We start from the raw sequence: 20,222 nt of genomic DNA, 5'->3' as shown, positions 1-20,222 counted from the left end.
TCCCGGCCGGGCGGCCCCGTTCACTTGGCGTCCGCGTAGCACTCCACCACCGACGTCGTGAACGGCATCCGTACCGGGGTGTCGCCGAAGGTGAGCCGGGCGGCGAGGGCCGACGCGTCGCGGATGGCGGCGACGACCCGCTCGGCCTCCTCCTCGGGGCAGTGCACGATCACTTCGTCGTGCTGGAAGAAGACCAGTTCGGCGGCCATCCCCGCGCAGGAGCGGCGCAGCGCGGCGAGCAGCAGCAGGGTCCAGTCGGCGGCGCTGCCCTGGACGACGAAGTTGCGGGCGAAGCGGCCCCGCGCGCGGGCGTCGGTGGACGCGTACCCCGGCACCCACTGCCGGTCGGCGCCGTCCTCCTGGGGCATGCCGCCCTCCTCGGAGCCGTCGTCCCCGCTGCCCGCGGCGGGCGGGCAGGTGCGGCCCAGCCAGGTCCGTACGAGGCGTCCCTCCTCGCCCGCGCGGGCGGCCTCGTCGACGTAGGCGACCGCCTTGGGGAAGCGGCGGCGCAGCGCGGCGAGGTTCTTCAGGCCGTCGCCCGAGGTCTGGCCGTAGACCGCGCCGAGGACGGCGAGCTTGGCCTGGTCGCGGTCGCCGGAGAAGGCGCGGTCGGAGACGGACTGGTACAGGTCGCTCTCGCGTCCGGCGACCTCCATCAGCCCGGGGTCGCGGGAGACGGCCGCCAGGACCCGGGGTTCCATCTGGTCGGCGTCGGCGACGACGAGCCGCCAGCCGGGGTCGGCGACGACGGCCCGCCGTATCACCTTGGGGATCTGCAACGCGCCCCCGCCGTTGGTGACCCAGCGCCCGGTGACCGTGCCGTGGCAGAGGAACTCCGGGCGGAAGCGGCCCTCGCGCACCCAGTCCTGGAGCCAGGACCAGCCGTGGGCGACCCAGATGCGGTACAGCTTCTTGTACTCGATCAGCGGCTTCACGGCCGGATGGTCGACGGACTCCAGCTCCCAGCGGCGGGTGGAGGCGACCTTGATCCCGGCCTGCGCGAACGCCTTGACGACGTCGGCGGGCAGATCGGGCCGCACCCGGCGGCCGAAGGCGGCGGACACGTCGTCCGCGAGTTCGGCGAGACGGCGGGGTTCGCCGCCGCCCGCGTACCGCTCGCCCAGCAGTTCGTGGAGCACCGCGCGGTGGACGTCGGCGCTCCAGGGCAGGCCCGCGCGGTTCATCTCGGCGGCGACCAGCATCCCGGCCGACTCCGCGGTGATCAGCAGCCGCATCCGGTCGGGGTGCGCGGTGGCGTCCTGGCGGCGCTGCTGCCCGGCGTAGACGGCGAGGAGGTCGGTGAGCGGGAGGTGCGCGGCCTGCGGTTCGAAGAGGGAGGACTGGGAACCGGGCGCCGCGGAGCGCAGCGGCGGGTCGGGCGGTTCGGCGGTGCCGCGCAGCCGGGCCAGGGCGGCGGCGGCCGAGCGGGGGCGTCCGTACCGGCCCTCGTGGCCGAGGAGGAGCAGCTCCGCGTCCTCGATGTCGTAGCACCGCTCCACGCGCACGCCCGCGGCGAGCAGGCGCGGGTAGACCTCGGAGGTCGAGCGCCACACCCAGCGCGTGACCTCGGGCCTGCGGCGTACGGCCTCGGCGAGGTCGCCCTCCCGCAGGACCGGTCCGGCGGGCAGCCCGTCCGGGCCGAGGGCGGCGAGCTCCACGCCCCCGTCCTCGGCCGGCGCGAGCGCCCAGCGGTCGGTCATGTCCGCGAGTCTCGCAGGAGGGTCTGACATCGGCCTCCGGCCGGGCCCTAGCCGGTGATCGCGCTGAGCATCTCGGCGATCCGGGACTCCGTGGCCTCCTTGGTGATGCCGAGCTCCGCCAGGACGCCCTCGCCGTTCTCGAACTCCAGCAGGGCCAGCAGGATGTGCTCGGTGCCGACGTAGTTGTGGCCCAGGCGCAGGGCCTCGCGGAAGGTGAGTTCCAGGACCTTCTTGGCGTCGGAGCCGTAGGGCACCAGGTCGGGGGCGTTCTCGGCGGCCGGGGGCAGGGCGGCGCCGGCCGCCTGGCGCACGGTGTCCAGGAGGACGCCCTGGGAGGTGATCGCCTTCGCGGCGAGGCCCTCCGGTTCGGCCAGGAGCCCGAGGACGAGGTGCTCGGGGCGGCCCTCGGCGTTGCGGGCGGCGACGGCCTCGTTGTGCGCGGCCATCACCGTGTTGCGGGCCCGCGGGGTGTAGCGGCTGAAGTCCTGGGCGGAGCCCGGGTCCGTGCCCTCCTTGGGCACGAACCGCTTCTGCGCGGCCTGCCGGGTGACCCCCATGCTCTTGCCGATCTCCGTCCAGGAGGCGCCCGAACGGCGGGCCTGGTCCACGAAGTGGCCGATCAGGTGGTCGGCGACGTCGCCGAGGTGATCGGCGGCGATCACCGCGTCCTGAAGCTGGTCGAGGGGCTCGGGGTGGACCTTCTTGATCGCCGCGATGAGGTCGTCGAGGCGTACGGATGACGTGACGTTCGGGTTCGTCGACATGTGTCAACCTTAGGTTGACACCCCTGCACTGTCAACCCGAAGTTGACACCTGGTGCGGGCGCCCGCCCCCCGCCCCGCACGAGGTGCGACGATCGAGGCGTGACCACCAGCAGTACGGACAGCACCGTCGACCGCGCCTTCCGGGCCGCCCTCTACGCCGACGACGACACCGCCCTCGACACGGCCGCCTCCCTGCTCGCCGCCGACCAGGACGCCGACGCCGAACTCGACCGCCGGGGACGCGAGTTCGTCGCCACCGCCTGGCGCCGCGGCTGGCAGCCCGCCGACGTCGTACGACTGGTGCGGCGCGAACTGGACGACGTGCACGTACGGCTGGCCGCCGCCCTCGTCCGCGCCCAGGCGCCGGACGACCGCGCGCGGGGCCGGCGCTGGACGGAGCAGCTCGCCGCACTGCCCGCGGAGGGGGCGCGGCAGGACCGCTTCTCGCACGCCACCGCCGTACTGGAGCTGTACCGCCTGCTGCTGCGCCTGCCGACGCTGGAACCGCTGGAATCACCGGACAGGCCCGCCGCCACCCGGCATCCCCGGCCGGAGTCCCGCATGCTCACCCGGATCCGCGCCCTGCTCGCCAAGGCGGAGGCGACCGGCTACCCGGAGGAGGCGGAGGCGCTCACCGCCAAGGCGCAGGAACTGATGGCCCGGCACAGCGTCGACGAGGCGCTGCTGGACGCCCAGGCGCCCACGCACGACACCCCGGGCGCCTGCCGGATCGGCGTCGAGCCGCCCTACGAGCAGGCCAAGGCGGTGCTGCTGGACGCGGTGGCCACGGCCAACCACTGCCGGGCGGTGTGGAACGAACCCTTCGCCTTCTCCACGGTGGTCGGGTTCGAGGCCGACCTGGAGGCGGTGGAACTCCTCTACACCTCACTGCTCGTCCAGGCCACGACCGCGATGACGAAGGCCGAGGCGGCCCAGCGCAAGGGCGGCCGCAAGCGCACCAAGACCTTCCGCCAGTCCTTCCTCGCCGCCTACGCCCACCGCGTCGGCACCCGGCTGCGCGCCGCCGCCGGGACCCAGGTCGCCGACGACCTGCTCCCGGTCCTGGCCACCCGCGAGGTCGCGGTCACCGACCGCGTGGACCGCATGTTCCCCGAGACCACGACAACCCGCCTGCGCGGCGTGACCGACGAGGCGGGCTGGGTGGAGGGCGCGGAGGCGGCGGAGCGGGCCCAGGTGGCCGGCCGCCCCCGCCTCCCGTAGGCGAGGCCCCGGACCTACTGGTACGTCACGTCCGACTCGCTGTAGAGGCAGTTCGTGCCGTCGGGGCCGCTGCCGAGTTCGGTCGGCTCGGCTCCGCTGCTGTTGCCCTTGAAGCGCTCGCAGACGGTGATGTCCTTGTCGCTGTCGCCCACCACGGTCAGCCCGGACAGCGTGGCCGTGTCACCGTAGTTGGAGTTGATGCCGACGACGACCTTGCCGGGGCTGGTGACCAGCACGTCGCTGACCACCACGTGCCGGGTGTACTGCGTCGAGCAGTTGCCGCACGAGCGGTAGAGCTTGCCGAAGTCGGAGACCTGGAAGCCCTTGATGGTCAGGGTGCCGGCGCCGTTGTGCTGGAAGACCTTGTCGTCCGCCTTGCGCGCGCCGCCGCCGTCGACCAGGTAGGTCGCCGAGGCGGACTTGCCCTTGAAGGTGGCGGCGTCCTCGCCGACGTCCTCCCACCACACGTTCTGCAGCGTGCAGCTGCCGGAGCAGTGGACGCCGTCGGCGGCCGGGGAGCCGAGGATCACGTTCTTCAGGACCGCGCCGTCGGCGAGCTTGAAGATCGGGTCCTGGCCCTCGTCCTGGCCGTCGCCGCCCAGGTCGCCCGAGCCGTAGAACCGCTTGAGGGAACCGTCGTAGGTGCCGCTGACCTCGATGGTCTCGGAGACGGCCTGCTCGCCGGTGGCCGTGGGCCAGGACGCGAAGGTCGTGCCGCCGGACGTCGAGGTGGCGGACGCCGACGCGGAGGCCGACGCGGACGAAGAGGCGGACGCGGAGGCCGACTTGGTGGCCGACGCGGACGCCGAAGCCGTCGCCGAGGCGGACTTGGTGGCGGACGCCGACGCCGACGCGGACGCCGAAGGCGAGGCGGAAGCGCCGCTCGCCGTCTCCAGCGTCCAGCTCTTCGCGGCGTTGTTGTCGCAGGAATTCTGCTGTGCCAGGGCCGACTTGACGCTCAGGCACTTGGCGCTGTTCGCGTTCGTCAGGTGAAACGTGTCACCGTTCGCGGCGACCCGCCAGTTCTGCGCGGCGCCCTCGTCGCAGGTCTGCTGCTGCACGGCCTTGCCCGCGGACGTGGAGTCCCCCTTGACCCCGGCGCACAGCCCCGAGGCGGCGGACGTCACCGTGAACCCGTCGTCGGAGGAGGCCAGTTGCCAGGTCTGGTCGCGGCCGCCGTCGCAGGCCGCCAGCGCCAGCTGGACGCCGTCCGCGGTGGACGGTGCCTGGAGACAGGTGCCGTCCGCGTTGACCAGCCGGTAGGTGCCCGCGCCCGGCACGGCGGCGGAGGCCGTCATCAGCACGCCGCCGACGACGGCTCCGCCGACCAGCGAGGTGGCCAGTGCGCCGATCAGGACGGCACGCCGGCGCCCGGTTCGGCGGCGGTGCCCGGAGAGCGGGGTTCTCTCTGTACTCATGCCACAGCTTTCGTTCGGTGTCCGATGGCTCTCGCGTCCATCTGCCACCAAGTCGCCGCCGCCCGCCGTGAGGTTGCCGTGCGAGGAGATCTTTCTCAGTCGCCGGTCTGCTGGAACCCGGTCACCGAGGCGTCCGGTGTCTTCCCGTCGCTCTTCGACGCGATCTCGCCGTAGGACCACGTGAAGCCGTGCGTCTCGTCCGACCCCGGCAGACCGAACGTCCCTTCCGTCACGGCGAGGCTCCCGTCGCCGCCCTGCTCGCCCCGGACGTAGGAGACGGCGAAGGAGGTCGTGGCGCCCTTGGTGAGGGTGGTCGTGCCGGCCTTGGCGGACGGGTCCGCCGCCACCGCGGTCGTGCCGAGGGTGACGGACGGCAGGCCCTCGATCGTGCAGGCGGCGCCGCTGTCGTTGGTGAGCGTGATCGGCAGGTTGCCGCTGTCCCCGGCGGCCGGGGCGGCGTTGGCGGGTCCGACCTGGACGGTCAACTCGCCCAGGGAGCAGGCGGCTTTCTCGTTCTTCGCCGTCTTCCCGGCGTCGCCGGCGCCGTCCCCGTCGTCGGAGCAGGCGGTGAGGGTCAGGGCCGCGACGAGCACGGTGGCGGCGAGGGGCAGGACGCGCATGGAGATCCTTGGGTACGGGTGGCGGTGCGGGTGGTGAAGGAGCACAAGGGCTGAAGAAGGCTACGGCTCAGCCGAGACCCGCCGTGGGCAGCCCCGACGGAAGCTGCCCGCCCTCCGCCTTGGTGTAGGTCTCCTGGCCGAGACCGCCCTCCCAGGTCACCTTCAGGGTCTCGGCGCCGACGGAGTCGACCATCCCGGTGGCCCGGTCGTCACTGCCGTCCGTGCAGGTGAGGTGGATCATCTCCATGCCGGACTCCTCGCCCGCCGTCCCGCTGCACGTCGTCCCGCCGGTGGTGAACACCGCCGCCTGGGTGCCGTTGACGACGAGGACGACGGCCTTGCCGTCGGTCGTCGCCAGCCAGCTGCCCGCGAGGTCGTCGGAGGCGGACGCGGAGGCCGACGCACTGCCGGAGGCACTGGCGGACGCGCTCGCGCTCGGCGTGGAGTCGTCGGAGTCGGAACCGTCGTCCGCACTGCACGCGCCGAGCGCGAGCGCCCCCGCGAGAGCCAGGGACGCGGCCATGGCAACGCGCCGGAGGTTCGCCGAAGCCGAAGCCGAAGCCGGAACCGAAGCCGAAGTCATGGAAGCTCCCTAGCTCGCTCTGCTGTGGTCGGCCCCTGGCCGCGACGACCGCAGCAAGCTACCAGGACGACTTGCGGACCCCCGGAAGGTACCCGGCGTGCGCCTGCTCCCGGAGCCCCACCCGGGACAGCCCGAAGGTCCGGAAGTAGCCGCGCGGACGGCCGTCCACCTGGTCCCGGTTGCGTACCCGGGTGGCGCTCGCGTCCCGCGGCTGGCGCCGCAACTCCCGCTGGGCGGCGAGCCGTTCGGACTCCGTCGACGCGGGGCGGCGGATGATCTCCTTCAGCTCCGCGCGCCGCTCGGCGTACCGGGCGACGATCCCGCGCCGGGCGTCGTTCTTCGCGATCTTGCTCTTCTTGGCCATCAGATCCTCACTCCGCGGGCGCGGATGCGCGCGACGGCCGCCTCGACGCCGATCGCGTCGACGGTCCTGATCCCCTTGGTGCTCAGCCGCAGCCGTACGTACCGGCCCTCGCCGGGCAGCCAGTAGCGCTTGGACTGGATGTTGGGGTCGAAGCGGCGCGAGGTGCGCCGGTGCGAGTGCGAGATGCGGTTGCCGAAGCCGGGGCGGGCTCCGGTCAGCATGCAGTGGGCGGACACAGGTGACGTACCTCTCTCGAAGCGCTTGTGTAAATGGAATTCATTTTCAGTAAGATACACGGCATGGCACGCAACGAACTCCGCCCGGTCGTCAAGCTCCGGTCCACGGCCGGCACCGGCTTCACCTACGTCACCCGCAAGAACCGCCGCAACGACCCGGACCGCCTGACCCTGCGCAAGTACGACCCGGTCGCCGGCCGGCACGTCGACTTCCGAGAGGAGCGCTGAGCCATGCGCGAGGGCATCCACCCCGCCTACGGCCCGGTCGTCTTCCGCGACCGCGCCGCGCAGTACGCCTTCCTGACCCGCTCGACGATGACGAGCGAGAAGACGATCGAGTGGGAGGACGGCCGCACCTACCCGGTCGTCGACGTCGAGATCTCGAACGTCAGCCACCCCTTCTACACGGGCACCGCGCGCGTCCTGGACACCGCGGGCCGCGTGGAACGCTTCGAGCGCCGCTACGGCCGGCCCGGGGAGCGGGGCTGATGCTCTCGGTCGTGATCGTCGGCGGGCTGCACGCCGACGCCCGCCGGGCGGCCGTGGCCCGGCTGCTCGCCGACGTCCCCGGGAGCGTCGCGCTCCACCACGACCTGGCGACGGCCGCCGCCGGCACGGTCGTCCGCACCGTCCGCGACGCCTCCGGGGTCCTCGACGCGGGCGAGACGCCGCTGGTCGACGACTGCGCGTGCTGCGCGCTGCGCGAGGACCTGGTCCCGGAGCTGCGCCGCCTCGCCGACGGCGGGACGACCCCGCTCGCGATCGTCGAACTCTGGGACTCCGTCGAGCCCAAGGCGATGGCCGAGGTCGTCGTCGCGGGCGGGCTCACCCTCACCGGCGTGATCACCGCCGTCGATCCGGCCCTCGTCCTGCCCTGCCTGGGCAACGGCGACGACCTCGCCGACCGCGGCCTCGCCGCCGCCGCCACCGACCAGCGCACCGTCGCCGACACCTTCGCCCGGCAGCTCGAATACGCCCCTGCCCTCGCCCTCGCCGACTCCCCGGAAGCGGACGAGGAGGACCACGAGCTGCTGACCCAGCTCCACCCCACGGCCCGGCAGGTGCCGATCGAGGGGGCCGGTCCCGCCTCGTCCCCCCTGGTCCGCGAGGCGTTCGCCGGGTTCGACGTGGAGGCCGCCGCGGCGGCGCAGCATCCCGCGTGCGCGCTGCTGCCCGCCGAGGCGGACGCCCACGGTGTCGCCACCCTCGTCTGGAACCGCAGACGGCCGTTCCACCCGGAGCGGCTGTACGAGGCGCTGGAGGACATCACGTGCGCGGCGGCGCGCAGCCGCGGGCGGTTCTGGCTGGCCGACCGGCCGGACACGCTGCTGCACTGGGACGCGGCCGGCGGGGCGCTGTGCGTGGAGAGCGCCGGGCCGTGGCTGGCCTCCCTGCCGGACGCCGCCTGGGACATGGTCCCGCCGGTGCGCCGGGCCGCCGCCGCCCTCGACTGGCACGCGGAGCACGGCGACTGCTGCCAGCACCTCGTGTTCACCTCGCCCGCCCTGGACCGCGACGGACTCGAACGCCTGCTGGAGTCCTGCCTGTTGACCGACGCGGAGTACGCCGCGGGCCGCGAGGCCTGGAAGCGGCTGCCGCCCGCGTTCGACACCCTTCTGGAGGTCTGACCCGCCCATGCCCCGCAAGCCCGAACGCAAGCCCGCCAAGGACCGGCCCAACCCGCTGGACGCGGCCGGGATCACGTACATCGACTACAAGGACACCGACCTGCTGCGGAGGTTCGTCTCGGACCGGGGGAAGATCCGCAGCCGCCGTGTCACCCGGGTCAGTGCCCGGCAGCAGCGGCAGCTCGCCCGCGCGGTCAAGAACGCGAGGGAGATGGCGCTCCTGCCCTACAGCAGCGGCAAGTGACGCCGGGCGGAGCCCGGCGGCGGACGGTGGACAGGTGATCCCCCGCGCTCGACGCGCGGGGGATCACCTGTCTGTCCCGGGTTCCGTCACATGACCGGCACCCCGCCGACCGGACTGAGGGGACGATCACGGGGAAGCTGGAACAGGAAGGGCGCGATGCGCGTCTGTTCCTAGTACACGAGGGGTTCGGACCCGGCGACCCCGCCCGGTTCGCGGCACGCGATCATGGACGGCGGTCGGCGGACACAGGTGACGCGGGCGCCCGCCGGCGCGCTGGAACGTTTGTAGTACCCCGTACGTCACATCTGTAACCATGGGAACACCCCGCGTGCACGTGCATCTGCTCATGCATCTGCACGTGAACAGAGCTATGATCCGGACCAGTTGACCACTGCATCTATGGCCCCAACGGCCACCGCACCACCGGGGAGCGACCTGTGGACCTGGACGTGTACAACGGCCTGGACGTGCACAACGGCATGGCTGCCGCAGAGCTGCTCGGGGTGGTCTGGCAGAAGAGCAGGCACAGCAACTCCCAGGGTTCCTGCGTGGAGTTCGCGCGGCTGCCCGACGGAGGCGTTGCCGTGCGCAATTCGCGCTTCCCCGACGGCCCGGCCCTCGTCTACACGCGCGCGGAGATCGAGGCGATGCTCCTCGGCGTCAAGGACGGGGAGTTCGACCATCTGATAGCGGGGTGAGTCGCGCCGGGACGCCGTGAAGGGTCCCGGCGACGCGCGTAGAACCGCGGCGCGGAAAAACGCCGCGGTCCCTCACTCCGAGGACTCCCTCAACTGGAGCCGGAACAGCGCCCAGACGACCTTGCCGTTGAGCGTGCCCGCCAGCGGGTGCCAGCCCCAGCTGTCGGCGAAGGAGTCCACCAGGAACAGACCGCGCCCCGACTCCGCGGAGAAGTCGTCCGACTCCTGCGGCAGGGGGCTGTCGTGGCTGGGATCGCGCACCGCGCACACCAGTCGCTCGGTCCAGCGCATCAGATGCAGCCGCACCGGCGGGACCTGGCCGTCCTGGCGCGCGCACCCGTTCTGCTCGGGCACGCGGACGCCGTCCGCCGGCAGTCCGTGCCGCAGGGCGTTGGTGACCAGTTCGGAGACCACCAGACAGACGTCGTCGAAGCGGTCGCCTATGTCCCACTGGTCGAGCGTTCTGCGGGTGAACTTCCTTGCCTCGCGCACCGCTTCGTAGCGGGCGGGAAGGGCGCAGGAGGCGGCGTTGGACACGGCGGTGGGGTCCAGTGGTGGAAGGCCCTGCCGTAACGGCTCGAGCATGGTCGATCCATTCATCCCCATGCGAGGCACTCCCGGGAACTCGCGGTCGTTGCGATGCAGCGGTTGCGCGGGACCATGGTTTCGGATGAGCGGTGCAGATGCAAGGTGCAGATGCACGTGCACGTGACCGAATTGGACGCTCCCGTACCGCTTGTTGGTTATTTTTTCCGCCAACTTCCTCCTCGCTCTTGCCTTCTCCTCCTCATCTCCTGTGTGGAATCTTTGGCTTCTTTCCATCTCTGTAATCGGACGAGTACAGCTCGAAGTGTTTTAGTGGCAGACTTCGGCCCCGGAAGACGGTTGGGGAGGCTGACGAACGTGAGCGCGGGAGAGCCCGGATCGGTGGTGCGGCGCATGCTGCTCGGCTCGCAACTCAGGCGGCTGCGAGAGGCGCGCGGGATCACCCGGGAGGCCGCGGGCTACTCGATCCGCGCCTCGGAGTCGAAGATCAGCCGGATGGAGCTGGGCCGGGTGAGCTTCAAGACGAGGGACGTCGAGGACCTGCTGACGCTGTACGGGATCACGGACGAGCAGGAGCGCGCCTCCCTTCTCTCCCTGGCCCGGGAGGCCAACGTGGCGGGCTGGTGGCACAGTTACTCGGACGTCCTGCCGAGCTGGTTCCCGACGTACGTCGGCCTGGAGGGCGCCGCGTCCCTCATCCGCGCCTACGAGGTCCAGTTCGTGCACGGTCTGCTCCAGACCGAGCAGTACGCCCGCGCGGTCGTGCGCCGCGGCATGAAGGGCGCGAGCGAGTCCGAGGTCGAGAAGCGCGTCGCGGTGCGGCTGGAGCGGCAGAAGTACCTCGTCTCCGAGAACGCCCCCGACTTCCACATCGTGCTCGACGAGGCCGCCCTGCGCCGGCCGTACGGCGACCGCGAGGTGATGCGCGGCCAGCTCCAGCACCTCATCGAGATGTCGGAGCGCGCCAACATCCGGCTCCAGGTCATGCCGTTCAGCTTCGGCGGCCACTCGGGGGAGTCCGGCGCCTTCGCCGTCCTCAGCTTCCCCGACACCGACCTCTCGGACGTCGTCTACATGGAGCAGCTCACCTCCGCGCTCTATCTGGACAAGCGCGAGGACGTGGCCCAGTACGAGAAGGCGCTGGGCGAGCTCCAGCGGGACAGCCTCGGCACCGACGAGAGCCGTGATCTGCTGCGGGGCCTCCTCCAGCTCTCCTGAAGCTCCCCCGTTCCTCCTGAAGTTCTCCCCATAAGTTCGCCCTCTGTCCCCAACTCGCTTATCACGCCAGTACGATGACGCGTGATCAGGTCGTGACATCGGTCGCGGGCCTGCAAGCGATCGCGTTCGCTAGTGATTTGGGGATCACATGTCGTCGTACTTCACCGACCTGGCCCAGCAGTACATCGACGGTGAGTGGCGCCAGGGCAGCGGCTCCTGGGACATCATCGACTTCAACCCGTACGACGGCGAGAAGCTGGCCTCGATCACCATAGCCACGGTCGAAGAGGTCGACACCGCCTTCCAGGCCGCCGCCCGCGCCCAGAAGAAGTGGGCCGAGACCAACCCCTACGCGCGCCGCGCGGTGTTCGAGAAGGCGCTGCGGCTGATCGAGGAGCGCCAGGCCGAGATCACCGAGGTGATCATCGCCGAACTCGGCGGCACCCACGTCAAGGCCGGTTTCGAACTGCACCTCGCCAAGGAGTTCCTGCGCGAGGCGATCCATCTGGCGCTGGCCCCCGAGGGCCGGATCATCCCCTCGCCGATCGACGGCAAGGAGAACCGCGTCTACCGCGTGCCGGTCGGTGTCGTGGGCGTGATCAGCCCCTTCAACTTCCCGTTCCTGCTCTCGCTCAAGTCGGTCGCCCCGGCGCTGGCGCTGGGCAACGGCGTGGTCCTCAAGCCGCACCAGAACACCCCGATCACCGGTGGCTCCCTGATCGCGAAGATCTTCGAGGACGCGGGCCTGCCGGCCGGTCTGCTCAACGTCGTCATCACCGACATCGCGGAGATCGGCGACGCGTTCCTGGAGCACCCGATCCCGAAGGTCATCTCCTTCACCGGCTCCGACAAGGTCGGCCGCCACGTCGCCACGGTCTGCGCCTCGCAGTTCAAGCGCGCGGTCCTCGAACTCGGCGGCAACAGCGCGATCGTGGTCCTCGACGACGCCGACATCGACTACGCCGTCGACGCCGCCGTCTTCAGCCGGTACGTCCACCAGGGCCAGGTCTGCATGGCCGCGAACCGGGTGCTCGTGGACCGCTCGATCGCGGACGAGTTCACCGAGAAGTTCGTCGCCAAGGTCAAGTCGCTGAAGGTGGGCGACCCCAAGGACCCGACGACGATCATCGGCCCGGTCATCAACTCCTCGCAGGCGGAGTCGCTTTCGGCCACCGTCGAGCAGGCCGTCGCCGAGGGCGCCACCGCCCTGGTGCACGGCGAGACCCGCGAGAACCTGGTCGCCCCCTCGGTCCTCGCCGGCCTCCCCGCCGACTCCGCGCTGCTGCGCCAGGAGGTCTTCGGCCCGGTCGCCTTCCTGCTCACCTTCGACGGCGAGGAGGAGGCCGTACGCCTGGTCAACGACACCCCGTACGGGCTCAGCGGCGCCGTCCACACCGCTGATGTCGAGCGCGGCGTCGGCTTCGCCAAGCAGATCGACACCGGCATGTTCCACGTCAACGACGGCACCGTCCACGACGAGCCGATCGTGCCCTTCGGCGGCGAGAAGAGCTCGGGCGTCGGCCGCCTCAACGGCGAGACCATGCTCGACGCGTTCACCACGCTGAAGTGGATCTCCGTGCAGCACGGGCGCAGCGGCTTCCCCTTCTAGTCGTCCGGTCGCCGTCCCGTACCGGGACCGTTCGTCGCCACGGGCCATTGAGGACAGGATCTGACCTCGATGGCCCGTAGCTTCGTCGGTGTCAGGGGGAGACCCTGGCAGGAGAACCGACGAAAGGCGGCCGGTCATGGTCACTCACGTTCCCGCGGAGGCCCAGGGCGACGAGCGCGGAGCACTGCTCGCGTTCATCGAGGAGCAGCGCGGCGGCATCCGGCGCGCCCTGCTCGGACTGACCGAGGAGCAGGCGGCGAGCAAGCCCAGCGCGAGCGATCTGTCCCTGTCCGGGCTGCTCAAGCATGTCGCCGAGGTCGAGCAGGGCTGGCTGGCCCGGGCGAAGCAGGAGCCGCCGGCCATCCAGCGGGACGAGACGAACTGGCACGAGACCTTCCTGCTCGTCGACGGCGAGACCGTCGCCTCCCAGCTCGCGTACTGGGAGAAGGTCGCCGCCGAGACCGAGGCGTACGTCCGGGCCGTGCCGAGCCTCGACGACACCTTCCCGCTGCCGGACCAGCCCTGGTTCCCGCCGGAGGGCCGGGTCTCGGTGCGCTGGCTCTGTCTGCACCTGATCCGGGAGTTCGCCCGGCACGCGGGCCACGCCGACATCGTCCGCGAGTCCCTGGACGGCGCCACCGCGTTCGAGCTGGTCGCCAAGGAGCAGGGCGCGAGCTGGGGCTGACGCCCGCAGGCAGGGCGCGGGCGAAGGCCGGGGTCCGGGGGCGGGGCACGGGCGGGGGCCGACGTCAAGGGCCCTACGCTGGGCCCATGTCAGCGATCCGTCTCCTCGTGCTCGGCGCGGTCCGCCAGCACGGGCGGGCCCACGGCTACCAGGTCCGCAACGACCTGGAGTACTGGGGCGCGCACGAGTGGTCCAACGCCAAGCCCGGCTCGATCTACCACGCGCTCAAGCAGATGGCGAAGCAGGGCCTGCTGATCGCGCACGAGGTCGCGCCCTCCACGGCCGGCGGCCCGCCGCGCACGGAGTACGAGATCACCGAGGCCGGCGTCGAGGAGTGCTTCCGGCTGGTGCGCGAGGCGCTGACCTCCTACGACCAGAAGATGGACATGAAGTCGGCCGCCATCGGCTTCATGGTCGAGCTGCCCCGCGCCGAGGCGGTGGCGCTGCTGAAGGAGCGCATCCGGGGCATCGAGCAGTGGCGCTCGTCCGTCACCGAGCACTACGTGCCGGCCGACGGCCCGGAGCAGCTCGGCCACATCGGCGAGATCATGAACCTCTGGATCCACACGGCCGACGCGGAGGCCGAGTGGACCGAGGGGCTCATCGCCCGGATCGAGGGCGGTGCCTACACCTTCGCGGGAGAGGGCGAGCCCTTCGTCGGCATCCTCACCGACGACCAGGAGAACCCCTACGCGACCGGGGAGCGGCACCCCGGCGACGCCCGCTGAGCCAGGTCGACCGAGCGAGTCACGTCGGCCGAGCAAGCTAATCAAGTTTGACTAAAGACCCCGGCGGCGTTAACTTCGAGCCAGTAGTCAAGTTTGACTAACGGAGGAGTGTCAGTGGCCGACACGGCGATCACCGTCGAAGGCGCACGCAAGACCTACGGCGACACACCCGCACTGGACGGCCTCGACCTGCGGGTCGCGCGCGGCACCGTCCACGGAGTGCTCGGCCCCAATGGGGCGGGCAAGACAACCCTGGTCCGCGTCCTGTCCACCCTGCTGCGCCCCGACGCGGGCCGGGTCGAGGTGGCGGGCCACGACGTCGTACGGCAGGCCCGCGAGGTCCGCTTCCGGATCGGGCTCCTCGGCCAGCACGCGGCCCTGGACGAGGAGCTCGGCGGACACCAGAACCTGGAGATGTTCGGCCGCCTCCACCATCTGGGCGCCCGCCGGGCACGCGCGCGTGCCGGCGAACTGCTCGCGCGCTTCGACCTGGCGGACACCGGCCGCAAACCGGTCCGCGCCTACAGCGGAGGCATGCGGCGCCGGCTCGACCTCGCGGCGTCCCTGATCACCGAACCGGAGGTGCTGTTCCTCGACGAACCGACCACCGGCCTCGACCCGCGCGGACGCGCCGAGGTGTGGAGCTCCGTCCGCTCCCTGGTCGGCGGCGGTACGACGGTCCTGCTCACCACCCAGTACCTGGAGGAGGCCGATCAGCTCGCCGACCGGATCGCCGTCGTGGACGCCGGACGCGTCATCGCCGACGACACCCCGGACGCGCTCAAGGGCGCCGTGGGCGGCGACCGCATCGACGTCGTGCTGCGCGAGGCCGGCCAACTGGGCGCCGCGGTCGCCCTGCTGCCGGTCACGGACGTCTCCGTCGACCCCGACCGGCGGCTGCTCAGCGCACCGGTCACCGACCGGATGGCGGCCCTGACCGGGGTCGTGCGCGCACTGGAGGAGGCCGGGATCGAGGCGGAGGACGTGGCGCTGCGGCGGCCCACGCTGGACGAGGTGTTCCTGAAACTGACCGGCGGGAGCCGGACCGACCGCGTCGAGAGGGAGTCGGCATGAGTACGGCGTACGCGGTGACCGACTGCTGGACCATGACCCGGCGTGAACTCGCCCACTGGGCGCGGCAGCCGGTGCAGCTGATCGTGGGCCTGGTCTTCCCCGTGATGCTGCTGCTGATGTTCGGCTACCTCGTCGGCGGCGGCCGGGGGATCACCGGCGAGTACCTCGACTACCTGGTCCCCGGCATGCTCGCGCTCACCATGGCCTTCGGCCTGGAGGGCACGATGCTCAACGTCACCCGGGACCTCGACAAGGGCGTCATCGACCGCTTCCGCTCGATGCCCATGGCCAACGGGGCCGTCCTGGTGGGGCGTTCGGCCGCCGACATGCTCCAGTCGGCGGTCGGCCTCGCGGTCCTCGTCGGCGTCGGGTACGCGCTGGGCTGGCGGACGCACGGGTCGGCGGGCGCGTTCCTGGGCGCGATGGGACTGCTGCTGCTCTTCCGGTTCGCGATGCTCTGGATCGGCATCGAACTCGCCCTGGTCGCCGGGAGACCCGAACTCGTCCAGGCCGTGCAGATCCTCGTCTGGCCCGTCGGCTTCCTCTCCAACGCCTTCGCCACCCCGGACTCCATGCCGGGCTGGCTCGGCACGGTCGTCGACTGGAACCCCATGTCCCAGACGGCGACGGCCGTACGCCACCTCCTGGGCGGCCCCGGCGGCGAACCCGGCCACACCTGGGCGGCCCTGGCCTGGCCGTTGGCCCTGCTGGCGGTCTTCTTCCCCTTGGCGGTACGCCGCTTCGGGGCGTTGGACCGGTAGATCGGAGCGGCGCTTCCGGCGGCAGGAGCAGTGACCGGGGCCGTGGCCGAAAGAAGTCGTCGTGGCGGAGTGGGAACCCTCGGGCGGTGAGCGGTGTACCAGAGGTGTCGGTGCGGCGCGCAGCGACGAGCGGTGCGACGGGGGAGGCCGGGGGTGGCGGGATCGAGGGTCGTGGAGAGGGCGGTGGCCGCCCTGCTCGTGGCTGTGGCTGTGGCTGTGGCTGTGGTTGTGGTCGTGGTGCTCGGTGCGCCGGCGGCGGCCTCGCGCGCCGCCGCCATCCGCACGCTCCGCGGCGCCCCGCGCCCATGGCCGTCGCCCCGCCCGCGACCGGCGGGCGCCCCCACCGGGCCGCCCGCCGCGGCAGCGGCTGACCGGCCCCGCCGCCCCCTCCTCGCCCCGCACCCGCACGCCCCGCACCCGCACCCGCACGCACCCGACCCCCGCGCGGCAGCACCACCGGTGCTCGCGCGGCGCACCGTCAGTCGGCGCTCGCCCTCAGTGGTGGAAGCCCGTCGCCGCGCTCTTGTCGCGGATCGCCGGGTGCTGCTGGCGGCGGAGTTCGGGCAGCAGGCGGGCCAGGTCGTCGAGGAAGAGTTCGGCGAGGTCGGAGGAGAAGCCGTTGCGGCAGACGACCCGTACGACGGACAGGTCCTCGCGGTGGGGCGGGAAGGTGTACGCCGGGACGAGCCAGCCGCTCTCGCGCAGCCGCCGGGACACGTCGAAGACGTCGTAGGCCGTCACGTCAGGTCCGGTGGTGAACGCGAAGACGGGCAGCTGGTCGCCCCGGGTCAGCAGCCGGAAGTCGCCGAGGGCCTCGACGCGTTCGGCCAGACCCATGGCGACGTCCCGGGTGGACTGCTGGACGGCCCGGTAGCCCTCGCGGCCCAGCCGCAGGAACGTGTAGTACTGCGCGACGACCTGCGCCCCCGGCCGGGAGAAGTTCAGCGCGAAGGTGGGCATGTCGCCGCCCAGGTAGTTCACGCGGAACACCAGCTCCTCCGGCAGCGCCTCCTTGTCCCGCCACAGCGCCCAGCCGACCCCGGGGTAGACGAGGCCGTACTTGTGCCCCGAGGTGTTGATGGAGGTGACGCGCGGCAGCCGGAAGTCCCAGACGAGGTCCTCGTCGAGGAAGGGCGCGACCATCCCGCCGGAGGCCCCGTCGACATGCACGGGGATGTCGAGGCCGGTGCGCTCCTGGACCGCGTCGAGGGCCGCGCACAGGTCGGCGACCGGCTCGTAGGAGCCGTCGAAGGTGGAGCCGAGGATGCCGACGACCCCGATGGTGTTCTCGTCGCACAGTTCGGCGGCGGCCTGCGGGTCGAGATGGAAGCGGTCGCCCTCCATCGGCACCAGCCGGGCCTCCACCTCCCAGAAGTTGCAGAACTTCTCCCAGCAGACCTGGACGTTGACGCCCATGACGAGATTGGGCCGTACGTCGTGCGCGGGGTAGCGGTCCGCGTTGCGCTGCGCCCAGCGCCGCTTGAGGGCCATCCCGGCGAGCATGCAGGCCTCGCTGGACCCGGTGGTCGAACAGCCGACGGCGGCCGAGGGGTCGGGCGCGTTCCACAGGTCGGCGAGCATCGCCACACAGCGTCGCTCCAGCTCGGCGGTGCGCGGGTACTCGTCCTTGTCGATCATGTTCTTGTCGCGGCACTCGCCCATCAGCACACCGGCCTGCGGCTCCATCCAGGTGGTGACGAAGGTGGCGAGATTGAGCCGGGAGTTGCCGTCCAGCATCAGCTCGTCGCGCACGAGCTGATAGGCGGTCGACGGCGGCAGGGGAGTGTCCGGCAGCCGGTGCTTGGGCGGCGCCTCGGCCATGCCGCCGACCGGGTTCGTCTCCCCGAAGAAGGGGTTGACGGACATCGGGCGCTCGTCGGGCTTGTCGGGACCTTTGTGGAGCGGCATGGGCGTTCTCCTGGGAGGGGTGGTCAGCGGACCGGGGTTCCGTCGTCGCGCAGCTGCATCTGGGGACGGCCGGTCACCAGCAGCCAGGCGGGCAGGGAGGCGAAGCAGAGCAGGGCGATGATCGAGGGGGAGGCCACGAGCACGGCGGCCGTGAACAGGCTGATCCAGCCCTGCCGGGTGACGGCGAGGAGCATGCCCAGCACCCCGGCGGCGACACCGACGGAAGGATGGACGCCGGGGACGAGGGCGTGCGCGCACAGCCCGAAGGCCGCGCCGACGAACACCGCGGGAAAGATCCGCCCGCCCCGGAAACCGCAGGACGCGGCGACGAGCAGCGCGGCCAGTTTCACCACCGTCATGGTGGCGAACTCGCCGGCCGACCAGCCGTCCGGATCGGCGGCGATCTCCCCGACCTCCTCCAGCCCCTTGAACAGCGTCAGATGCCCGCCCAGCGCACCCAGCAGCCCCAGCACCAGCCCGCCCGCCGGCAGCACGAGCATCGGATGCCCGAGACGGGCGAACGCGCCGTGGACGTACGGGAAGGCCCGCACCGCGGCCATCCCGAGCAGCGCCGCCGCCGAGGCGATCACCAGCGAGGCCAGCAGATCGCCCCAGCCGGGCCGCCCGAACGAGGGCAGATGCAGATCGAAGCTCGGGTGGGCCACCAGGGTGGTCGTCAGCGCACCCGTCGCGGCGGCGGCGAGCGGCGCGAAGACGCTGTCCCACAGCGGCCCCTTGAGCTGCTTCCCGGCGAGCGCCTCGGAGATCACCAGCGCCGCCGCGACGGGCGTGCCGAACAGGGCGCCGATGGTCGCCGCCTCCGCCAGCGCCGGCCACAGCACGCCCGGCGCCCGGGGGACCAGCCGGCGGCCCAGCCAGAACGCGAGGCCCACGTTGACGGCGATGATCGGGTTCTCGGGGCCGAGACTGGGCCCGCCGGCCAGCATCAGCGCGGTCGCCAGCACCAGCCCGGGCAGGACGACGGGCGGCAGGACGGGGGCGTCGAGCCCGGTGGTGGCCGGATCGGGCCCGGCGTGCCCGGGCACCTTCCACACCACGAGGCCGACGGCGACCCCGGTGGCGGTGAGCATCACGACCGTCCACAGCACCGAGTACCGGCCCACGCCGAGCGCGTCCGGCAGGTTCCGCCACAGCACGTCCTGGAGCGCCTCGGCCGCCGAGCTCACCCCGAGGAACAGCAGACTCGCGCCCACCCCCACCGCGACGGCGGGGAGGATCAGCGGCAGCAGGGCGCGCGCCGGGGTGGAGGGCGCAGCGGGCTGCGCGGTGTCCTGGGCCACGGGCTCACGATAAGCGGACAAAAGGTGCGCTACACCCTGAGGGTGCCCGGAGAACCCGGCGAGGGAAACGGGCTTGCACCTCACGTGGCGTGAGGACGCACTGTGGAGCGCGTACCGAGAAGGGAGCGGACGAAGTGAGCTACTCCGTGGGACAGGTCGCCGGTTTCGCCGCCGTGACGGTGCGCACGCTGCACCACTACGACGAGATCGGTCTGCTCGTGCCGGGCGGGCGCAGCCGCGCGGGGCACCGGCGCTACAGCGACGCCGACCTCGACCGGCTCCAGCAGATCCTGTTCTACCGGGAGCTCGGCTTCCCGCTCGACGAGGTCGCCGCCCTGCTCGACGATCCGGACACCGACCCGCGCGTCCACCTGCGCCGGCAGCACGACCTGCTGACCGCCCGGATCGACCGGCTCACCAAGATGGCGGCGGCCGTCGAACAGGCCATGGAGGCACGCACGATGGGGATCGACCTGACACCGCAGGAACGCTTCGAGGTCTTCGGCGACAAGGACCCCGAGCAGTACGCCGAGGAGGCCGAGCGCCGCTGGGGCGGCACCGAGGCCTACGCCGAGTCCCAGCGCCGCGCCGCCCGCTACACCAAGGAGGACTGGCAGCGCGTCCAGGCCGAGGTGGCCGACTGGGGCGAGCGCTACGGCGCGCTGATGGAGGCGGGCGCGCGGCCGACCGACGAGGCGGCCCTGGACCTGGCCGAGGAACACCGGCGGCACATCTGCCACTGGTACTACGAGTGCCCCCACGAGATGCACCGCTGCCTGGGCGAGATGTACGTCGCCGACGAACGCTTCAAGGCGTTCTACGACGCCATGCGCCCCGGCCTCGCCGAGCACCTGCGGGCCGCGATCGACGCGAACGCGGCCCGGCACACCTCGTGAGGGACCTCCGGCGATGCCTG

Annotated in this window: 23 protein-coding genes and 1 pseudogene; 13 read left to right on the top strand and 11 right to left on the bottom strand. The window is 71.9% G+C overall.

Annotated features, from left to right (window positions below):
* Window positions 1-20: 20 nt before the first annotated feature.
* Window positions 21-1,700 carry a bifunctional 3'-5' exonuclease/DNA polymerase gene (locus ACIPSE_RS14120; RefSeq protein ID WP_401661979.1) on the bottom strand — a complete coding sequence of 560 codons (1,680 nt, stop codon included), beginning with the start codon at window positions 1,698-1,700 and terminating at the stop codon, window positions 21-23.
* A gap of 47 nt (window positions 1,701-1,747) precedes the next feature.
* A complete protein-coding gene (locus ACIPSE_RS14115) occupies window positions 1,748-2,464 on the bottom strand; it encodes a Clp protease N-terminal domain-containing protein (RefSeq protein WP_401661976.1) in 717 nt (238 codons plus the stop codon).
* Window positions 2,465-2,563: 99 nt separating this feature from the next.
* On the opposite strand from ACIPSE_RS14115, the gene ACIPSE_RS14110 reads away from it, so the two are divergent.
* On the top strand, window positions 2,564-3,685 hold the full coding sequence (locus tag ACIPSE_RS14110; protein WP_401661973.1) for a DUF2786 domain-containing protein: 1,122 nt from the start codon (window positions 2,564-2,566) through the stop codon (window positions 3,683-3,685).
* Window positions 3,686-3,699: 14 nt separating this feature from the next.
* On the opposite strand, the gene ACIPSE_RS14105 is transcribed toward ACIPSE_RS14110, so the two are convergent.
* From ACIPSE_RS14105 to rpmB, 6 genes and pseudogenes are all read right to left on the bottom strand, one after another.
* Window positions 3,700-4,581 (bottom strand): pectate lyase, encoded by an 882-nt coding sequence (locus ACIPSE_RS14105; protein WP_401663085.1) that lies wholly within the window; start codon window positions 4,579-4,581, stop codon window positions 3,700-3,702.
* Window positions 4,558-4,983 (bottom strand): annotated as a pseudogene (locus ACIPSE_RS14100) (RICIN domain-containing protein); the annotation flags it as partial. The pseudogene ACIPSE_RS14100 and the gene ACIPSE_RS14105, both read right to left, overlap by 24 nt.
* 215 nt (window positions 4,984-5,198) lie before the next feature.
* Complete coding sequence (locus tag ACIPSE_RS14095) at window positions 5,199-5,723, bottom strand: DUF4232 domain-containing protein (protein WP_401661970.1); 525 nt, start codon at window positions 5,721-5,723, stop codon at window positions 5,199-5,201.
* A gap of 67 nt (window positions 5,724-5,790) precedes the next feature.
* Window positions 5,791-6,246: a hypothetical protein gene (locus ACIPSE_RS14090; RefSeq protein WP_401661968.1), complete on the bottom strand. Its 456-nt coding sequence runs from the start codon at window positions 6,244-6,246 to the stop codon at window positions 5,791-5,793.
* Between the two features lie 118 nt (window positions 6,247-6,364).
* Complete coding sequence (gene rpsN, locus ACIPSE_RS14085; RefSeq protein ID WP_401661965.1) at window positions 6,365-6,670, bottom strand: 30S ribosomal protein S14; 306 nt, start codon at window positions 6,668-6,670, stop codon at window positions 6,365-6,367.
* Complete coding sequence (gene rpmB / locus ACIPSE_RS14080) at window positions 6,670-6,906, bottom strand: 50S ribosomal protein L28 (protein ID WP_401661963.1); 237 nt, start codon at window positions 6,904-6,906, stop codon at window positions 6,670-6,672. The genes rpsN and rpmB overlap by 1 nt, the downstream gene beginning before the upstream one ends.
* Window positions 6,907-6,969: 63 nt before the next feature.
* On the opposite strand from rpmB, the gene rpmG reads away from it, so the two are divergent.
* From rpmG to ACIPSE_RS14055, 5 genes are all read left to right on the top strand, one after another.
* Window positions 6,970-7,134 carry a 50S ribosomal protein L33 gene (gene rpmG, locus ACIPSE_RS14075; protein ID WP_122616828.1) on the top strand — a complete coding sequence of 55 codons (165 nt, stop codon included), beginning with the start codon at window positions 6,970-6,972 and terminating at the stop codon, window positions 7,132-7,134.
* A 3-nt stretch (window positions 7,135-7,137) separates the two neighbouring features.
* Window positions 7,138-7,395 carry a type B 50S ribosomal protein L31 gene (locus ACIPSE_RS14070; RefSeq protein ID WP_401661960.1) on the top strand — a complete coding sequence of 86 codons (258 nt, stop codon included), beginning with the start codon at window positions 7,138-7,140 and terminating at the stop codon, window positions 7,393-7,395.
* Complete coding sequence (locus ACIPSE_RS14065; RefSeq protein WP_401661957.1) at window positions 7,395-8,534, top strand: CobW family GTP-binding protein; 1,140 nt, start codon at window positions 7,395-7,397, stop codon at window positions 8,532-8,534. The genes ACIPSE_RS14070 and ACIPSE_RS14065 overlap by 1 nt, the downstream gene beginning before the upstream one ends.
* A 7-nt stretch (window positions 8,535-8,541) precedes the next feature.
* Complete coding sequence (gene rpsR / locus ACIPSE_RS14060) at window positions 8,542-8,778, top strand: 30S ribosomal protein S18 (protein WP_401661955.1); 237 nt, start codon at window positions 8,542-8,544, stop codon at window positions 8,776-8,778.
* A gap of 479 nt (window positions 8,779-9,257) precedes the next feature.
* Window positions 9,258-9,476: a DUF397 domain-containing protein gene (locus tag ACIPSE_RS14055; protein WP_401663083.1), complete on the top strand. Its 219-nt coding sequence runs from the start codon at window positions 9,258-9,260 to the stop codon at window positions 9,474-9,476.
* A 72-nt stretch (window positions 9,477-9,548) separates the two neighbouring features.
* Here ACIPSE_RS14055 and ACIPSE_RS14050 read toward each other — a convergent pair whose 3' ends face one another.
* Window positions 9,549-10,061, bottom strand: coding sequence for an ATP-binding protein (locus ACIPSE_RS14050; RefSeq protein WP_401661952.1), 513 nt, complete (start codon window positions 10,059-10,061; stop codon window positions 9,549-9,551).
* Window positions 10,062-10,415: 354 nt separating this feature from the next.
* Here ACIPSE_RS14050 and ACIPSE_RS14045 point away from each other — a divergent pair, with 354 nt between their 5' ends.
* The 6 genes from ACIPSE_RS14045 to ACIPSE_RS14020 all read left to right on the top strand — a co-directional run bounded on the left by ACIPSE_RS14045 (window position 10,416) and on the right by ACIPSE_RS14020 (window position 16,097).
* Window positions 10,416-11,240, top strand: coding sequence for a helix-turn-helix domain-containing protein (locus ACIPSE_RS14045; protein WP_401663081.1), 825 nt, complete (start codon window positions 10,416-10,418; stop codon window positions 11,238-11,240).
* A gap of 148 nt (window positions 11,241-11,388) precedes the next feature.
* Window positions 11,389-12,849 (top strand): aldehyde dehydrogenase family protein, encoded by a 1,461-nt coding sequence (locus ACIPSE_RS14040; protein ID WP_401661949.1) that lies wholly within the window; start codon window positions 11,389-11,391, stop codon window positions 12,847-12,849.
* A 136-nt stretch (window positions 12,850-12,985) separates the two neighbouring features.
* The gene (locus ACIPSE_RS14035) at window positions 12,986-13,534 is read left to right on the top strand and encodes a DinB family protein (protein WP_401661946.1); all 549 of its coding nucleotides are present in this window, start codon (window positions 12,986-12,988) and stop codon (window positions 13,532-13,534) included.
* Window positions 13,535-13,620: 86 nt separating this feature from the next.
* Entirely contained in the window at window positions 13,621-14,262 is a 642-nt protein-coding gene (locus ACIPSE_RS14030) for a PadR family transcriptional regulator (RefSeq protein ID WP_401661943.1), read from the top strand.
* A 114-nt stretch (window positions 14,263-14,376) separates the two neighbouring features.
* On the top strand, window positions 14,377-15,336 hold the full coding sequence (locus ACIPSE_RS14025) for an ATP-binding cassette domain-containing protein (protein ID WP_401661941.1): 960 nt from the start codon (window positions 14,377-14,379) through the stop codon (window positions 15,334-15,336).
* Window positions 15,333-16,097 carry an ABC transporter permease gene (locus ACIPSE_RS14020; RefSeq protein ID WP_401661938.1) on the top strand — a complete coding sequence of 255 codons (765 nt, stop codon included), beginning with the start codon at window positions 15,333-15,335 and terminating at the stop codon, window positions 16,095-16,097. Before ACIPSE_RS14025 ends, ACIPSE_RS14020 begins: the two co-directional genes overlap by 4 nt.
* Before the next feature lie 495 nt (window positions 16,098-16,592).
* Here the strand turns inward: ACIPSE_RS14020 and ACIPSE_RS14015 are convergent, their stop codons facing one another.
* Complete coding sequence (locus ACIPSE_RS14015; RefSeq protein ID WP_401661935.1) at window positions 16,593-18,005, bottom strand: glutamate decarboxylase; 1,413 nt, start codon at window positions 18,003-18,005, stop codon at window positions 16,593-16,595.
* Between the two features lie 23 nt (window positions 18,006-18,028).
* Window positions 18,029-19,306, bottom strand: coding sequence for an ion channel protein (locus ACIPSE_RS14010; RefSeq protein ID WP_401661933.1), 1,278 nt, complete (start codon window positions 19,304-19,306; stop codon window positions 18,029-18,031).
* Window positions 19,307-19,440: 134 nt separating this feature from the next.
* Between ACIPSE_RS14010 and ACIPSE_RS14005 the strand changes: the two genes are divergently transcribed.
* The gene (locus ACIPSE_RS14005; RefSeq protein ID WP_401661931.1) at window positions 19,441-20,202 is read left to right on the top strand and encodes a MerR family transcriptional regulator; all 762 of its coding nucleotides are present in this window, start codon (window positions 19,441-19,443) and stop codon (window positions 20,200-20,202) included.
* Window positions 20,203-20,222: the final 20 nt, after the last annotated feature.

The sequence above is a fragment of the Streptomyces sp. NPDC090106 genome (assembly GCF_044747265.1).
Taxonomy (GTDB): Bacteria; Actinomycetota; Actinomycetes; order Streptomycetales; family Streptomycetaceae; genus Streptomyces.
Note: the sequence above shows the minus strand (reverse complement) of the source record. Positions and strands in the feature narration are given on the sequence as shown.

Coding starts and splice junctions, on each gene's coding strand:
- ACIPSE_RS14120 (WP_401661979.1), bottom strand. CDS start 1,700: ATGACCGACCGCTGGGCGCTCGCGCCGGCCGAGGACGGGGGCGTGGAG.
- ACIPSE_RS14070 (WP_401661960.1), top strand. CDS start 7,138: ATGCGCGAGGGCATCCACCCCGCCTACGGCCCGGTCGTCTTCCGCGAC.
- ACIPSE_RS14040 (WP_401661949.1), top strand. CDS start 11,389: ATGTCGTCGTACTTCACCGACCTGGCCCAGCAGTACATCGACGGTGAG.
- ACIPSE_RS14055 (WP_401663083.1), top strand. CDS start 9,258: ATGGCTGCCGCAGAGCTGCTCGGGGTGGTCTGGCAGAAGAGCAGGCAC.
- ACIPSE_RS14045 (WP_401663081.1), top strand. CDS start 10,416: ATGCTGCTCGGCTCGCAACTCAGGCGGCTGCGAGAGGCGCGCGGGATC.
- ACIPSE_RS14095 (WP_401661970.1), bottom strand. CDS start 5,723: ATGCGCGTCCTGCCCCTCGCCGCCACCGTGCTCGTCGCGGCCCTGACC.
- ACIPSE_RS14065 (WP_401661957.1), top strand. CDS start 7,395: ATGCTCTCGGTCGTGATCGTCGGCGGGCTGCACGCCGACGCCCGCCGG.
- ACIPSE_RS14050 (WP_401661952.1), bottom strand. CDS start 10,061: ATGCTCGAGCCGTTACGGCAGGGCCTTCCACCACTGGACCCCACCGCC.
- ACIPSE_RS14015 (WP_401661935.1), bottom strand. CDS start 18,005: ATGCCGCTCCACAAAGGTCCCGACAAGCCCGACGAGCGCCCGATGTCC.
- rpmG (WP_122616828.1), top strand. CDS start 6,970: ATGGCACGCAACGAACTCCGCCCGGTCGTCAAGCTCCGGTCCACGGCC.
- ACIPSE_RS14020 (WP_401661938.1), top strand. CDS start 15,333: ATGAGTACGGCGTACGCGGTGACCGACTGCTGGACCATGACCCGGCGT.
- rpsR (WP_401661955.1), top strand. CDS start 8,542: ATGCCCCGCAAGCCCGAACGCAAGCCCGCCAAGGACCGGCCCAACCCG.
- rpsN (WP_401661965.1), bottom strand. CDS start 6,670: ATGGCCAAGAAGAGCAAGATCGCGAAGAACGACGCCCGGCGCGGGATC.
- ACIPSE_RS14030 (WP_401661943.1), top strand. CDS start 13,621: ATGTCAGCGATCCGTCTCCTCGTGCTCGGCGCGGTCCGCCAGCACGGG.
- ACIPSE_RS14090 (WP_401661968.1), bottom strand. CDS start 6,246: ATGGCCGCGTCCCTGGCTCTCGCGGGGGCGCTCGCGCTCGGCGCGTGC.
- ACIPSE_RS14035 (WP_401661946.1), top strand. CDS start 12,986: ATGGTCACTCACGTTCCCGCGGAGGCCCAGGGCGACGAGCGCGGAGCA.
- ACIPSE_RS14115 (WP_401661976.1), bottom strand. CDS start 2,464: ATGTCGACGAACCCGAACGTCACGTCATCCGTACGCCTCGACGACCTC.